The sequence below is a fragment of the Proteus cibi genome (assembly GCF_003144405.1).
Classification (GTDB): Bacteria; Pseudomonadota; Gammaproteobacteria; order Enterobacterales; family Enterobacteriaceae; genus Proteus; species Proteus cibi.
The window spans coordinates 40,439-54,441 of sequence record NZ_PENW01000018.1 but is presented as its reverse complement, the minus strand read 5'-3'; the positions used below and the strand labels follow the sequence as shown (position 1 = coordinate 54,441).

Below are 14,003 nucleotides of genomic sequence, written 5' to 3'. Positions count from 1 at the left end.
CTCTGATGTTTTACGCGCTGTGAGGCAAGATGACCTGAGTTAATGGAGGTAAACCATAAGCTGCTCTCGCACGATCACAAGCTTCATTCGGGATGCCATTTACCCAAGATTGTTGAAACTCACGACAAGGAGAAGGGCGTTGTTCATAGATGGAACAGCTTACACACTCTCCAACTTCCCCAACCAGTTTGTCACAGCGTGGTTTTTTAGAATTCGTTCCTTTCATGCAAGAGAGAAAAGGTGTTAAGGGTTCTGTTAATTCATCGGGAACCACACCTCCACCACTGACCATTTCAGCCCAATAGAACGAAACTCTAAAATAGGCGCAACAAGCACCACAATGCATACAGGGATTATCCTGCATATAAATAAAATCGTTAGAATGTTTGCTCATACCAGATACCATTTTATCTGACGTTAAAGTGATAAAACGCACATTTAAAGGGTGCGATAGTTTAAGAGAGGCAAAAAAAGACAGAGAAACGATGCTTCTCTTAGAGTAATCATTATGCGCTGAATGAAAAAAACTTTTCAAGAGAAATGTTTCTGTATATGGAATATTTTTATTACAAAACAGACTATTGTTTCAGAAAAAATAGCTTAATAGACTATATAACTTAATGGTAAGTGATGGTGTTATTTAACCCTCCGTAAAAACCACACTACAAATAGTATTAAAAGTAATCAATAAGGTAGGTTTTGAATAAAAAAACCTTATCAATTTTGATAAGGCAATTAATAAAACAAGTGTAGATGATATGCCGAAAAAATGAGCGAAAGATATCGATTAATCACTTTTTCTAAAAAGGACCTTTAAAAATAAATAAAGCACCGGCACCAATTAAAAGAAAACCAATAAAATGATTTAATGTAAAATTTTCTCCCAAGTAAGTGACAGAAAAAATAGCGAAAATAGTTAAAGTGATCACTTCTTGTATGGTTTTTAATTCTGCTGCACTGTAGTAATTATGACCAATACGATTTGCAGGTACAGCAAAACAGTATTCAACAAATGCAATCAGCCAGCTTAAAATAATGACAATAATAAGAGGTTTATTGCCATATTTTAGATGTCCATACCAAGCAAATGTCATAAAAACATTGGAAATGATGAGAAGAATAATGGGGGTAAATTTGTAGAGCATATAGGTGATACCACGGGTCGTTTTTAGATAAAATTTGCCAATAAGAATGGTACGAGATTACTGCAAAAAAAGAGGATTTTCTATTACTACGCAAAGAAAAAAAACAGTAAAAATTGAAATAGCAGACTTTTTTTAGGATAAGAAATTTTGTTATTTTATCAATTAAAAGTGAAGTTAAAGTTGTAAACGACAATTTTTAAAATTATTGGTTGAGTATTAATCTATTGATATTGTGATAAATCGTCTTTATTTGATAAAGAATAAGAAAGATGTGTTTAAATAAAAAAGATATTAATAATGTTTTCTTATTATTACTCGATTAGCATTTAAATTTATCGAGTAAGATGCGATATATCCTAAAATGATGCTATTCGCACTAATAGATGTGATATTAGTTATTTTATACATTATGTTGAACATAAATCTTATTATAAATTTCTATAAGGAGTTCGCGTGAAGATAAGTTCATTTCTGCTCTCTTGTTGCTTACTTACAGTTAGCTTTTTTTCTTCGGCACAAGATAAATACGATCCTTTAGCTAAATGTTATGAAGTGACTGCAAACGAGCCGAGAACAGCAGTGCAAGCTTGTTTATTGGATGAGTTAAAACTGACAGAACAGCAAATGAATGTCATTTATGACAAAAGTAAAAGCGATCTTGAAGATACTGATTCTGTTGCAGCGAAAGGTGCTATTGATGCATTAGCGAGTTCTCAACAGCATTTTATTCAATTTAGAAGCGCTGAATGTCAACGACAATCCTCATTATTAATGGGGGGATCGGGGGCTGGAGATGTTTTACTCGCATGTGAAATAAAATTAAATCAATGGAGAGCTAAAGTTTTATTGAATAATTAATGGGTAAATAATAGAGATAAACCCAAAAGCCATTAACTTATCTTTTGGGTTTTATTTAGGAGTCGATAATTGACTCTGACTGTTAGTTATTTTGTTATCGTTTTAACGTTATTTTATCTTAAATTAGCAATCTTCAATAATAAGATAAGCTGCATGGACAGGGCCGTGAACCCCCCATACTTTAATCAATTCAATGTCAGCAGTAGAACTTGCTCCACCAATTAAATTGATACAAGACGGCATTCTCACCCCCTCTTGAGCCATCTTATGTAAACGCTCTGCAATTTGAGCCACACGAGGCAAAATATCGCTTTTACGTAGGATAACAATAGAGGTTTCAGGTAATAAACTCACGGCACGCCCTTTCTCTGGCGACGAAAATAAAACAATACCACCCGATTCTGTTAAGCCCGCTTCAGCAAAAACAATCCCAATTTGGGAGCGTTCAGCATGAACAATATTTTCACGTCCAAGTGCAGGGTCCCAAATATAAGTTTCGTATTTTTCGCTAACCGCTTTTGTGATGCCAAGTGCATCTAAACGCTCATCACCACTTATTACCACCGAGCCTTGGCAATCATAACTTTCACAGAGCTCAATTAGGCTATTAATAACTTCATCAGGTTTGCTAACAACACATTTCACCATTTGGGTCTGTGCAAAGTCAGTAAACTCTTTACACAGCTCATCTTGCGTTAAATGCGTTAAGCGTGTTTTCGCTAAATTATTCACTGGTGTAGGTTGTGGCTGTGGCTTATGCGCAATAGGACGCCCTAATTTTTCAGCAATAGTTTGCAGAAATTCATTACGGTTTTGTTCGTTTAACATATTATTTTTTTCCTTCTGCTTTATGGCGTTTAAACCAACTACGGAAGCTATAACCATCCGGTTTAGGGAGATCACGTGATTCCATCCAATCGTTAAGAACACTGATTTTGATTGGTGTAGAACCATTCTTGATCATTAATCCCGCCATTTTCGCACCGACGTTCATACCGACTTTCCAAAGAGAAGGGTGTGCGTTGAGGTAATTAAACATACCGGTGACTCGACGTTCAGCTTTGGGTGTAAGACCGGTTTCGGCCATCACACGGCGATGTTTTAAAATGAGTTGTGCTAAAGGAATTTTGACTGGGCAAACCACATTACAAGCGTTACATAGTGAACATGCATAAGGGAGATCGTGGAAATCTTTATAACCCCCTAATAGTGGAGAAATGACTGCACCAATTGGACCTGGATAAATTGAACCATAAGCATGTCCGCCAATATTACGATAAGCAGGACATGTATTTAGGCAAGCACCACAACGAATACAACGTAAAATATCTTTAAATTGTGAGCCTAAAATTTCAGAACGACCATTGTCCACAATCACTAAATGGAACTCTTCAGGACCATCTACATTGCCTGCTTCTCGTGGGCCAGTCACCCAAGTGTTATAACTTGTTAAGCGTGAGCCAACGGCACTACGACATAACATGGTTATCAACGGATCAACTTCTTCAAAGGTAGGAGCCACTCGTTCCATACCCATAACCGCTATATGGGTTTTAGGTAATGTTGTGGTCATCCTTGCATTACCTTCATTGGTGACTAAACAAACAGTCCCGGTTTCCGCCACGGCAAAGTTACAGCCGGTGACACCAATATCAGCAGAAAGGAAATCTTGTCTTATACGTTGCCTAATGAAAAGGGTCATGTCTTCTGGCGTTTCGCTGCCTTCATAATTGAGCTTTTCATTTAAGACTTTGCGAATTTGATAACGATCTTTGTGGATCGCCGGAACCACGATATGAGACGGTGGATCATTATCTAATTGAAGAATATATTCTCCAAGGTCAGTTTCGATGATCTCAATGCCTTCATTTTGTAAGGCTTTATTCATCCCAATTTCTTCGGTGACCATTGATTTAGATTTTACAATCTTCTTCGCGTTTTTCTTTTTGGCGACTTCACAAATATAACGAGAGGCATCTTCTGCTGTTTTAGCAAAATAAACATGGCCTCCGTTTTCAGTCACTTTTTCAGATAATTGATAGAGATAAGCATCTAAGTTTTCAAGAACATGGTTACGGATTTGTTCAGCGCGATCACGCCATTCTTCCCAATTACCCAGCTCCTTCACCATGATTTGACGGTTAGCCCCAATACGTTCTTGCGCCATAACAACCGCATTACGCATGATCGTGTCTTTCATTTCATGTTCTAGACGAGGTCTGAAATCTATATCACTGGTTTTGATAGACATAAGCAGGCTCCCTTATTGGCTCATTAAAACTTGTGCGATATGCAACACTTTTACAGAACGTTTTTCACGACTTAAACGACCTTGAATGTTGATTAAGCAGCTTGTATCGGCACCAATGACATAATCAGGACTTACATCCATAATATGTTTCACTTTTTCAGTCACCATCTCGCCTGAAATTTCAGACATCTTCACGGAGAAAGTTCCGCCAAAGCCACAGCAGGTTTCTGAGTTTGCAAAAGGCAACATTTCAAGGCCTTCAACATGTTTTAACAGCGTTAAAGGCTCACTAACGACACCTAATTTTCGGGTTAAACTGCAAGAGGGATGATAAACCGCTTTACCTGGCAGGCGAGCGCCAACATCAACAACTCCAAGGGTGTTAACAATAAAGCTGGTTAAATCAATCAGGCGATCGGCAACACTTTGTGCCCGCAATGCCCATTGTGGTTCATCAGCAAGATAAGTTGGATAACCTTTAATGGCATAAGTACAGGAGCCTGCGGGTGAAATAATGGGATAGTCGTTCACTTCCAATGTTTCAATTAACGATTTCATGGCAGGTTTTGCGTTATTGACATAACCGCTATTAAGCGCTGGCTGACCACAGCAACCTTGGCGTTCTTGAAATAAGACTTCGCAGCCTAATTTTTCAAGTAACAAGACGGTGTCTCGGGCTGAATCTGCTTTCAGCACATCACCAAGACAGGTCGCATAAAAATTAACTTTCATTAATCGAACTCCAAAACATCGCTCAGATGTTGTCATTTTTACTAAAGATAAAATTCTTTTATTGCTTCGTTATAAGAGGAAAAGAGAGTGGAGTGAACACGCTCCCTTTTCCTTATTAATTAGTTCATTAGATGATAAATAATGCCGATCTTCGCCCCAAGAATAACGATATAGGCGATACAGTATTTTAAGGTTTCACGCATAATGGCACTGCTTTGACCATCCATTTTTGTCGCTGAAACCGCAATGGCGATACTTTGTGGTGAAATCATTTTACCGCCCGTTGCACCAGAGGTATTGGCAGCGGCGAGAATGAATGGGTCAATATTAAGTTTAGCGGCGGCACTGGTTTGTAACTTACCAAACAGTACGTTAGAGTTGGTGTCACTACCGGTTACGAAGGTTCCTAATGCACCGATTACTGGCGCAATAAAAATAAATCCGGCACCGGTGAAATCGACTAAGGTTTCAGCGATACTGCCAATCATGCCACTGAAATCCATCACGGTTGCCATTGCTACGATTGCGGTGATCGCAATAATGGAGTTTTTCAATTGGATAGTCGTTTTAACCAGAACAGAGATAAGCGTTGAAACACTTGCACCTTGAATGGTTCCCCCCACAAAGCTGGCGAGAATAATTAATACACCCGGTGTACTTAACCAAGCAATGGTTTGATACTCTGTTTGTGTTTCACTTAATACAAAGGGGATCTTTGTGGAAATCGCCCCCGCCATACTTTGGATCGTAGGAAATAAAGGAGAGCAGGCTAAAATAAAGATAAAGGTAAACAGATAAATAGAACTCGCGACTAATAACTCTTTACCCGTGTGTTTTTTGACACTTTTTTGTTTATCACCACTATTTTTCATGCGTTTAGCAAGGAAAATAACCACAATTAAGCTGACCAAGCTACCAGCAAATGCGGGTAATTCAGCGCCTAAATTAGCCGCAACGATATATTGAGGGATCAGGGTGCTGATACCACACATTAAGGTAATAAACCCGACACCTTTAATCGCTTTAATTCCGCCACCCGCAATGGCAACGATGACAAAAGGCAATACGATATTAAATAATCCCAACTGAATAATAATTGTTTTACTCAGCACTAATACATCAAGCCCAGTATTTTGCGCTAAAATTGAAACGGGAATACCGACCGCACCAAAAGCAGTTGGAACCGTATTGGCAACTAAAGAGGCAACGGCGGCTTTAAAAGGATCAAATCCAAGTGCAATTAAAATGCCGATAGGAATGGCAACCGCAGTACCATAACCCGCAACCGCTTCCAGAAAACCACCAAAACACCATGAGATAAGCAGAACTTGCACGCGCTTATCATCACTTATGCCAGCCAGTACATCTTTAAGTACATCCATGCCACCTGTTTTTAGCATTAAGTTATAACTATAAATCGCAGCAAGAATAACGATGATGATTGGCCACAATCCTTTAACTGCACCATAAAGGACAGAGACTGAAGCAAATTGAATGGTGTTGTTCCAATGGAAAATAGCCAGCGCAACAGTTATCACTAAAGAAACAAGCACTGCATGGTGAACGGCTGATTTCATTTTTAAGATCATAAAAATCAAAACCGCTAAAGGCACAATGCCTAATAAGAATGATAGATAGTCTGACATGATTATTTTTATCCTTAAGTTTGCAATTTTTATCGTTTATAACTGCGTTGGCAAACCTATAAGTTGGTCATTATATAATTGTGTAGGGTACTAGGTTTTATTAAAGCGCTACTTTGCTGAAACGATAAATCATAAATAAAAAAAGATAGTTACTAACCTAAACAATGAAAGATATCATCACTTAGGAAATTGTCAGGTTAGATTAGTTGGCTATTGTAGGGAATATTGATTGAGATGTAATAGAATAAAATCAATTGTGTGACAAATATAAAAAAATTCCTTTTTTCTCATTATTTGCTTGTTAATTATCTTATTTTTTGATGTCCATCAATGTAATTAAATTGCTAATGTTGTTGTTAAAATGATTTTTGATGAAAAAAAGAACGATATTGATGGTTTTCGCTATGTAATAAAAAGATGAGTTTATGTCTAAAACACGCTTTTTTAGCCTAAAAATGACTCTCTAATTACATAATAAACATAAAATAAATTAATGAATTATTTTTAAAGGTATTTTTTTAACAAATAGACTGAACGTTTTTTCATTTCAATATTTTATTATTCTAAATTTTTTTATTTTAATTATTTAAGTTGTTTTTTATCTTATTTTTATAATATCTCGATTTGTTATCAATATTATTTGTTTTTAATTTTCTATTTTCTTGTTTTTTCTTTTTTTTTTGTTTCTATATTTATCTTTTTCTTTATGTTGTTTTTTTGTTTCTCGCTTTTTTTATTTTATAATTTTATATGTGAATTTAGGGGCTTTTTTTATTCATAATTTATGACTATTTTCATATCGTATAAAAACAATTTATTTTTATTAATTTCTTTTTGTTTATTTTTAATTTTAGTTATACAAATTTCATATTTTTATATGAACTGTTTAAATAGATTCTAATATGATTTTCTCATCAGTGATTGACTTCTTTTTGTGTCTAGAGGGGCATGTTTACTGGCTTTTGAATAGGATTTAATTGTAATACAAATCAGTGGGATAATGATTTTATGATGAGTGAGATAAATAGCAAATGAGAATAGTTCTTCCTAACGTTTCTCAGTTAAAGACATGATTGAAGTGATCTTGATCATCTTGATAAAAATAAAAAGTTTATTTTTCTTGTTTTTTATCGCTGAAAAAGTACGAAATAAATGCCATTTAATAATGGAGAAATAGTTATTTAAAGGTATTTTTTACTTTTTTAAAGTGTTTGAGTTGATTATTTTAAAGCAAAGATAAGATATGAAATGTTTTTAAAGCAACAGTCTCATTTTTAGATGAGATATTAATTTCACCTGAGATAATTGTCATACAAATAATCAAGGTAAAACAGTGATTAAAAAGTGAGTTTGCAGATAATTATTTCTCTTTTTTAACTACGTAATAATCTCTAGCGGAGTATTTTCTTTAGCATGTAAATGTGCTGCTGTCTGTTTTAGCGCTATAAGGTTATCTCACAATAAGTGTGATTACCCTGAGATTATTGTGAGTGTATTAATAGTGAAAAGATTATTTTCATCATTAAATGGCTCTGTTTTGATAACGGAAATCAGCGATTATGTTAGCGATGTTTTAGGATTTAACATTTGACGCTATCCATAACCGCTAAAATAAGTTGGCAAAAACAAATAGTTTGTCTGATATTAGTAAAATTGTTTACATTTTATTGGCGAGGTTGTTACACATAAAAAAAAGAACCAAAATGTGAGCTAGGTTCCTTTTTTTAGTGAGTGTAAAGAGGGGGAGAAGGCTAAGCCAAGCTTTTTTGTGCTTCTCTTTTCACTTTAAATTGAGAAAAAACCAGTAATAAACCAATGATCCCAACTAAGGCTGCGCTGAAAGGAACAATGTTATAACCGTATTTTAAAGCAACTCCACCAATAACAGCGCCAATAGCATTACCTAAATTAAATGCACCGATATTTACTGATGAGACTAAACCTGGAGCATCATGAGCTATTTGCATTGTTTTTATTTGTAATGGTGGTACAAGAGCAAAGCTTGCTGCACTCCAAATAAAGAGGGTGATCACCGTTAGGTATAGGTGACTTGAAACAAGCGGGAGTATGAGCATAGACACGATCAGTAAAACAAAAAATATCACCAATGTTCTATCAATTCCTTTTGCTGATAACTTACCTCCTAAGTAATTACCTACAGTAAATCCTAATCCAATCACAACCAGTAGCATTGCTACATCACTTTCGCTGACATGAACGATCTTAATCAGGAAAGGGGCAATGTATGTATAAAGAGCAAAAAGAGCAGAGGCGCCAAATACAGTAGTTAGTAGTGCTAACACAACAGGTAAACGAGTGAGTACTTTTAACTCATATTTGATATTGGGCTTATTTCCTTTAGGGATCGGAGGAAGAAGCATTAATAAACCTGTCAATGTCACAATACCTAATCCCGAGATAAGAATAAAGGCTAAACGCCAGCCATAAACTTGACCAATCCAAGTAATAAAAGGAACACCAATTAAGTTTGAAAGTGTTAATCCCATAAACATCGCGGCAACGGCAGCTGCCTGTTTATGTTTTTCAACAAGGCTTGCGGCTACCACAGATCCAATACCAAAAAAAGCACCATGATTAAGGCTAGTTATTAGCCTTGCAATCATTAATCCCCAATAGCTATTTGATTGTGAAGCTAATAAATTACCTGCAATAAAGAGCAATAATAGAAAAATTAAGGCATGTCGTTTGGTTAATCGACCTAATCCTAATGTCATAATAGGAGCGCCTACCATAACACCCACGGCATAACCTGTAATTAATCCACCCGCTGTTGTTATTGAGATATCCAATCCAGAGGCAATGTTAGGTAACAACCCCATAGGCGTAAATTCTGTTGCACCGATAGCAAAAGCACCTGTTGCGAGAGCTAATAGAGGGAAAAAAGCTTTCATTATTCTTCCTAAGAAAAAGAGCAGAGCTCAAAATGGGTATGGCGCAAGTTTAATAAAGTGACTAAAAGCAATAAATAAGGAAAAAAACAATAGACTATTGTTTTAATAGCAATAATGACTGTGGCGTTTATTTTATTGAATAGAGTTTTAAAGACATCATAATCGCGATGACAATAGCTGTATCAGCAACTTATTTTTGTCTAAATGTAAATAATGACATAAAGAATTGTGCTAGAGTAATTTCAGGTTGTTATTTATTTGTCATTTATACTTATGTTGGAATACAGGATTTTATATGAACAATATCAGATTAATAGCCACGATAGTGGCAAAAGAAAATCATGAAAATGAAGTGGTATCTGCTTGCAAAGCCATGGTAAAACCAAGTCATAAAGATGAAGGGTGTATCCAATATGAGTTTCATAAGGATACGACTCAACCAAGAACATTTATTTTCTTTGAAATATGGAAAGACCAGAACGCTATTGATAAACATAATGAGACAGAACATATGAAAGCGTTTGTTGAAAATCTAAAAGATAAAATTGAATTGTTAGATATCAAATTTATTGAAAAATTAGCTTAATCTTATTTATTCTCTGTTAATGTGTCTCATTATTTTAATTAAATATGTTTAAATCACGATTTGAGCAGATGTATATGATGTATATCTGCTTATTTTTTAAGTAGTAATGTTTATTTATCTCATTCACACTATTCTCAATAACACACTATTTACTTCTCACTGTTAACTTAATTGCAATAATAAAAAAATATTCGTATTCTTAAATTTCAGTACGTTACTTAATGCTACCGGGGTTTATGATATGAAAGCAACATCTGAAGAAGCGCGCGTATTTGTTGAGGTTGTTGAACATAAAAGTTTTACAAAAGCTGCAGATAAACTGAATCTGGCTAATTCAGCGGTAAGCCGTACTGTAAAAAAATTAGAAGATAAATTAGGCGTTAATTTGCTTAATAGAACAACACGCCAGATCAATTTGACTGCCGAAGGTGAACTTTATTTTCAGCGGATGAAAGTGATTTTGCAAGAGATGCAAGCGGCTGAAAATGAGTTACATGGTACACAAAGTTCTCCTAAAGGTTTATTACGTATCGATGCAGCTACACCTGTGGTATTACATCTTCTGCTTCCTTTTATTTCTGTTTTTCGCCAACAGTATCCCGATATTATTTTGTCATTGGTCTCTTCTGAAACCTTTGTTAATTTAATTGAGCGTAAAGTGGATGTGGCTATACGTGTGGGTCAATTAACGGATTCAAGTCTACGAGCACGTCCGTTATTAAGTAGCTATCGTAAAATTGTGGCTTCACCGAAATACCTTGAGCGCCAAGGCACACCTAAGTCGGTTGAAGATTTACGTCAGCATACTTGTTTAACATTTACGGAACCAACTTCATTAAATACATGGCCATTAGAGATCAACGATAACGAGTTAATAACGGTGACTGAGGGGATATCCTCAAACAGTGGTGAAACATTAAGACAGTTATGTGTTAATGGTGAAGGGATCGCATGTTTATCTGATTTTATGTTGGATAAAGATATTCGAGATGGGAAATTAGTTGAATTATTCAATGATAAATTACAGCAAATACCTTTACCCTTTCATGCTGTTTATTATAGTGACAGAGTTGTTAGCCAGCGCATTCGCGTTTTTATAGATAGCTTAACTCAATATCTATCTGATACGTTGAAACGCTAAAATTTATCTATTTGTGCAAATAACATTATCAATAGAAACGATATTCTTATTTAGGCTACAACTATTCATCGTTTTGAAAAATAGCCTAAGTAATAATAGACTTTTGCTTAAAAAGCAATAATCCTTTGTATTGGTTTGATTAATTGCAAATTATGCTATTTGTATTTTTTTATGCTGACATGAGATTTAAATTAATAATCATACAGTGAATAATTTTATTTCTGTCTGTTATTTGGGTGTTGTGCCTAAATGTGATTATTGTCGTTTTTTGCTAAATTACGCCTTATTAAAAATTTACCGTAAGCGAAATTTAGGAGTTAGCATGAATATTTTACTGATTAATGGTGGTCAAAACTTTGGTCACTCTGCGGGGCGATTAAACCGTACATTACATGATATTGCCTCTGAGCATTTAGCGACATTAGGTCATAGTGTTAAAGAAACTCAAATAGAAGAAGGCTATGATATCGAAGAAGAAATTGAAAAGTTCTTATGGGCTGACACCGTAGTATATCAAATGCCTGGTTGGTGGATGATGATGCCATGGAAAGTGAAAAAGTATATGGATGATGTCTACACTTTAGGGCATGGCAAATTATATGAGAACGATGGACGTACGCGCCGTGATCCTAAAAAACAATATGGCACAGGCGGTTTGCTGCAAGGTAAACAGTACATGATTTCCGTAACTTGGAATGCGCCAGTTGAAGCCTTTAATGAATTTGGTAATTTCTTTGATGGGAGAGGTGTTGATGGCGTTTATTTTGCTTTCCATAAATCTCAACAATTTTTAGGCATGTCTCAATTACCTACTTTTATGACGAATAATGTGATCAAAGAGCCTAATGTTGATAAAGATATTATTGAATATAAAGCGCATTTGACTCATGTATTTGGCTAAAATTATTGATTCGTATAATTGTTTGGTTCATGTATAAAACACGTTTAAAGGTCACTTTAATAGAAAGTGACCTTTATTATTTTCAATAAACTGATCCTAACTAAGTATTAGATGCTTTTAATCTGAAAGTAATTGACTAATTTATTGAGATTTACTGCCTGTTCATTGAGTGAACCCGCCGCTGCGACAGATTCCTCGACTAATCCTGCATTTTGTTGCGTTGTTGAATCAAGCTGGCTTATCGCATTATTGATTTGCGATATACCATCGCTTTGCTCATTACTTGCCTGCCCGATTTCTCGTAATAATGCACTGATCTCTTCAACATCGGTGATCATTTTCTGAATTTGTGAACTGGCTTGCTCAACTAATTCCATTCCTTCTTGTGTTTGAGTTGATGAATTATCGATAAGGGTGCGTATATCATTCGCGGAATCAGCACTTTTTTGTGCTAGTAGTCTGACTTCACCCGCAACAACAGCAAAACCTTTACCATGTTCACCCGCTCTAGCGGCTTCAACCGCGGCATTTAGCGCAAGAATATTAGTTTGGAATGCAATGGCATCAATTAAGTTAATAATATCTGTCATTTGAGATGATGAGCTATTAATTGCTCTCATTTTTTCAGTTAGCTGGAGCATCATTTCGCCATTGTGATGTACGGCGATTTCAGTTTTTTCAGCAACATTAATTGCATCATGAGTATGTTCGGCGGTATTTTTAACCGTTGACGTCATTTGCTCCATTGAGCTTGCCGTTTCTTCTACTGATGTTGCTTGTTCTTCTGTTCTTGCTGCTAAATTTTGGCTACCGGCTGTAATTTGCTCGGCTGCTGACGAAATATTTTCAGCACCATTTTGTACATTTTGCACCACTTCTAATAGGTGCATTTTCATTTCAGCTAGGGCTTGTAATAATATCCCTGCCTCATCATGATAATCAGTATTAACGTCTTGTGTTAAATCACCATTAGCAATCGCTTTCGCAAAGTTTATTGCTCGTTCTAATGGGAGAGTAATACCTTTAGTAATAAACCACCCTAAAATACTGCCAACAATAATGCTGACGAGGGTTAATAATACTAAAAATATTCTTTTCTCCATAAAATCGCGTTCAACAGCGTCGCCTGCCTCCTCCATTTTTTGATTTTGTAATTCAATAAATTCTAAGATTTTATCGCGATACTTTAATTGAATAGCGGAAGTTTTTGTGATCAGTTCATTGACTGCTGCGTGTCTATTATTTTCATTAAATGCTTTCACTACAAAGTTTTGAGAGGTTATATATTGCTGACGGATATCATAAACCTCGGCTAAGATTTTTTTTGACTCAGCATCGAATGTGGTTTCGTCTAATTCTTTCAGTAATTGTGCAACTTTAGCGGTGATCTCTGCTTTTTTGCTCTCTTGCTCAGCGGCTAAACTTCCTTGCTCATCAAGCATAGTGAGTTGCTGAAATATAATAAACTCATTGAAATTATTAATCAGCAAATTGGCTTTGACTGTGGCTGGATAGATATCATCAACGACATCATGAATATCTTGATTCGCACTATTTAAACCCATTAATGCAAAACCGGAACCTAACATAATTAACATCACAAAAGTTGTAAATGCGATGGTTAACTTTGTACGAATTTTAAAGTTTTTAAAGAACATGCTTAACCCTGGATAAATAATAATTAATAAGTATTGGTAACTTATTTAAGAACAAACAGTATCGGTAAGCAGTGAGAGAACTTTAGTCATTAAACTAAATAAAGGGAGATAAAAAGACTTGCATTGATTTTTAATACATTATTTTTATTGTAAAAAAGGATTCGACTCCCTTT

The 14,003-nt window shown here is 35.4% G+C and carries 12 protein-coding genes; 4 read left to right on the top strand and 8 right to left on the bottom strand.

Annotated elements, in window-relative coordinates:
* Nucleotides 1-10 precede the first annotated feature (10 nt).
* Nucleotides 11-394, bottom strand: coding sequence for a YkgJ family cysteine cluster protein (locus DK865_RS10340; protein WP_052026879.1), 384 nt, complete (start codon nt 392-394; stop codon nt 11-13).
* A 406-nt stretch (nt 395-800) separates the two neighbouring features.
* Entirely contained in the window at nt 801-1,145 is a 345-nt protein-coding gene (locus DK865_RS10335; RefSeq protein ID WP_109391870.1) for a DMT family protein, read from the bottom strand.
* Between the two features lie 453 nt (nt 1,146-1,598).
* On the opposite strand from DK865_RS10335, the gene umoC reads away from it, so the two are divergent.
* Nucleotides 1,599-2,003, top strand: a complete 405-nt coding sequence (umoC, locus tag DK865_RS10330; RefSeq protein WP_036912495.1) for a lysozyme inhibitor LprI family protein — start codon at nt 1,599-1,601, stop codon at nt 2,001-2,003.
* Nucleotides 2,004-2,126: 123 nt separating this feature from the next.
* Here the strand turns inward: umoC and DK865_RS10325 are convergent, their stop codons facing one another.
* The 5 genes from DK865_RS10325 to DK865_RS10305 form a co-directional block, all read right to left on the bottom strand.
* The gene (locus DK865_RS10325; protein WP_036912498.1) at nt 2,127-2,831 is read right to left on the bottom strand and encodes a LutC/YkgG family protein; all 705 of its coding nucleotides are present in this window, start codon (nt 2,829-2,831) and stop codon (nt 2,127-2,129) included.
* Between the two features lies 1 nt (nt 2,832).
* A complete protein-coding gene (locus DK865_RS10320) occupies nt 2,833-4,254 on the bottom strand; it encodes a LutB/LldF family L-lactate oxidation iron-sulfur protein (protein ID WP_109391869.1) in 1,422 nt (473 codons plus the stop codon).
* A gap of 12 nt (nt 4,255-4,266) precedes the next feature.
* Nucleotides 4,267-4,986: a (Fe-S)-binding protein gene (locus DK865_RS10315; protein ID WP_109391868.1), complete on the bottom strand. Its 720-nt coding sequence runs from the start codon at nt 4,984-4,986 to the stop codon at nt 4,267-4,269.
* A gap of 119 nt (nt 4,987-5,105) precedes the next feature.
* On the bottom strand, nt 5,106-6,632 hold the full coding sequence (locus tag DK865_RS10310; protein WP_023581577.1) for an L-lactate permease: 1,527 nt from the start codon (nt 6,630-6,632) through the stop codon (nt 5,106-5,108).
* Nucleotides 6,633-8,383: 1,751 nt separating this feature from the next.
* Entirely contained in the window at nt 8,384-9,544 is a 1,161-nt protein-coding gene (locus tag DK865_RS10305; protein WP_109391867.1) for an MFS transporter, read from the bottom strand.
* 295 nt (nt 9,545-9,839) lie between these two features.
* Between DK865_RS10305 and DK865_RS10300 the strand changes: the two genes are divergently transcribed.
* The 3 genes from DK865_RS10300 (at nt 9,840) to DK865_RS10290 (ending at nt 12,172) form a co-directional block, all read left to right on the top strand.
* Nucleotides 9,840-10,130 (top strand): putative quinol monooxygenase, encoded by a 291-nt coding sequence (locus DK865_RS10300; protein ID WP_023581579.1) that lies wholly within the window; start codon nt 9,840-9,842, stop codon nt 10,128-10,130.
* A gap of 241 nt (nt 10,131-10,371) precedes the next feature.
* Nucleotides 10,372-11,271: a DNA-binding transcriptional regulator YafC gene (yafC, locus tag DK865_RS10295; RefSeq protein WP_109391866.1), complete on the top strand. Its 900-nt coding sequence runs from the start codon at nt 10,372-10,374 to the stop codon at nt 11,269-11,271.
* 322 nt (nt 11,272-11,593) lie between these two features.
* Nucleotides 11,594-12,172, top strand: a complete 579-nt coding sequence (locus DK865_RS10290; protein WP_023581581.1) for an NAD(P)H-dependent oxidoreductase — start codon at nt 11,594-11,596, stop codon at nt 12,170-12,172.
* Between the two features lie 107 nt (nt 12,173-12,279).
* Here DK865_RS10290 and DK865_RS10285 read toward each other — a convergent pair whose 3' ends face one another.
* On the bottom strand, nt 12,280-13,830 hold the full coding sequence (locus DK865_RS10285; RefSeq protein WP_023581582.1) for a methyl-accepting chemotaxis protein: 1,551 nt from the start codon (nt 13,828-13,830) through the stop codon (nt 12,280-12,282).
* Between the last annotated feature and the right edge of the window lie 173 nt (nt 13,831-14,003).

Coding starts and splice junctions, on each gene's coding strand:
- DK865_RS10315 (WP_109391868.1), bottom strand. CDS start 4,986: ATGAAAGTTAATTTTTATGCGACCTGTCTTGGTGATGTGCTGAAAGCA.
- DK865_RS10300 (WP_023581579.1), top strand. CDS start 9,840: ATGAACAATATCAGATTAATAGCCACGATAGTGGCAAAAGAAAATCAT.
- DK865_RS10335 (WP_109391870.1), bottom strand. CDS start 1,145: ATGCTCTACAAATTTACCCCCATTATTCTTCTCATCATTTCCAATGTT.
- DK865_RS10305 (WP_109391867.1), bottom strand. CDS start 9,544: ATGAAAGCTTTTTTCCCTCTATTAGCTCTCGCAACAGGTGCTTTTGCT.
- DK865_RS10320 (WP_109391869.1), bottom strand. CDS start 4,254: ATGTCTATCAAAACCAGTGATATAGATTTCAGACCTCGTCTAGAACAT.
- DK865_RS10340 (WP_052026879.1), bottom strand. CDS start 394: ATGAGCAAACATTCTAACGATTTTATTTATATGCAGGATAATCCCTGT.
- DK865_RS10325 (WP_036912498.1), bottom strand. CDS start 2,831: ATGTTAAACGAACAAAACCGTAATGAATTTCTGCAAACTATTGCTGAA.
- DK865_RS10310 (WP_023581577.1), bottom strand. CDS start 6,632: ATGTCAGACTATCTATCATTCTTATTAGGCATTGTGCCTTTAGCGGTT.
- DK865_RS10285 (WP_023581582.1), bottom strand. CDS start 13,830: ATGTTCTTTAAAAACTTTAAAATTCGTACAAAGTTAACCATCGCATTT.
- yafC (WP_109391866.1), top strand. CDS start 10,372: ATGAAAGCAACATCTGAAGAAGCGCGCGTATTTGTTGAGGTTGTTGAA.
- DK865_RS10290 (WP_023581581.1), top strand. CDS start 11,594: ATGAATATTTTACTGATTAATGGTGGTCAAAACTTTGGTCACTCTGCG.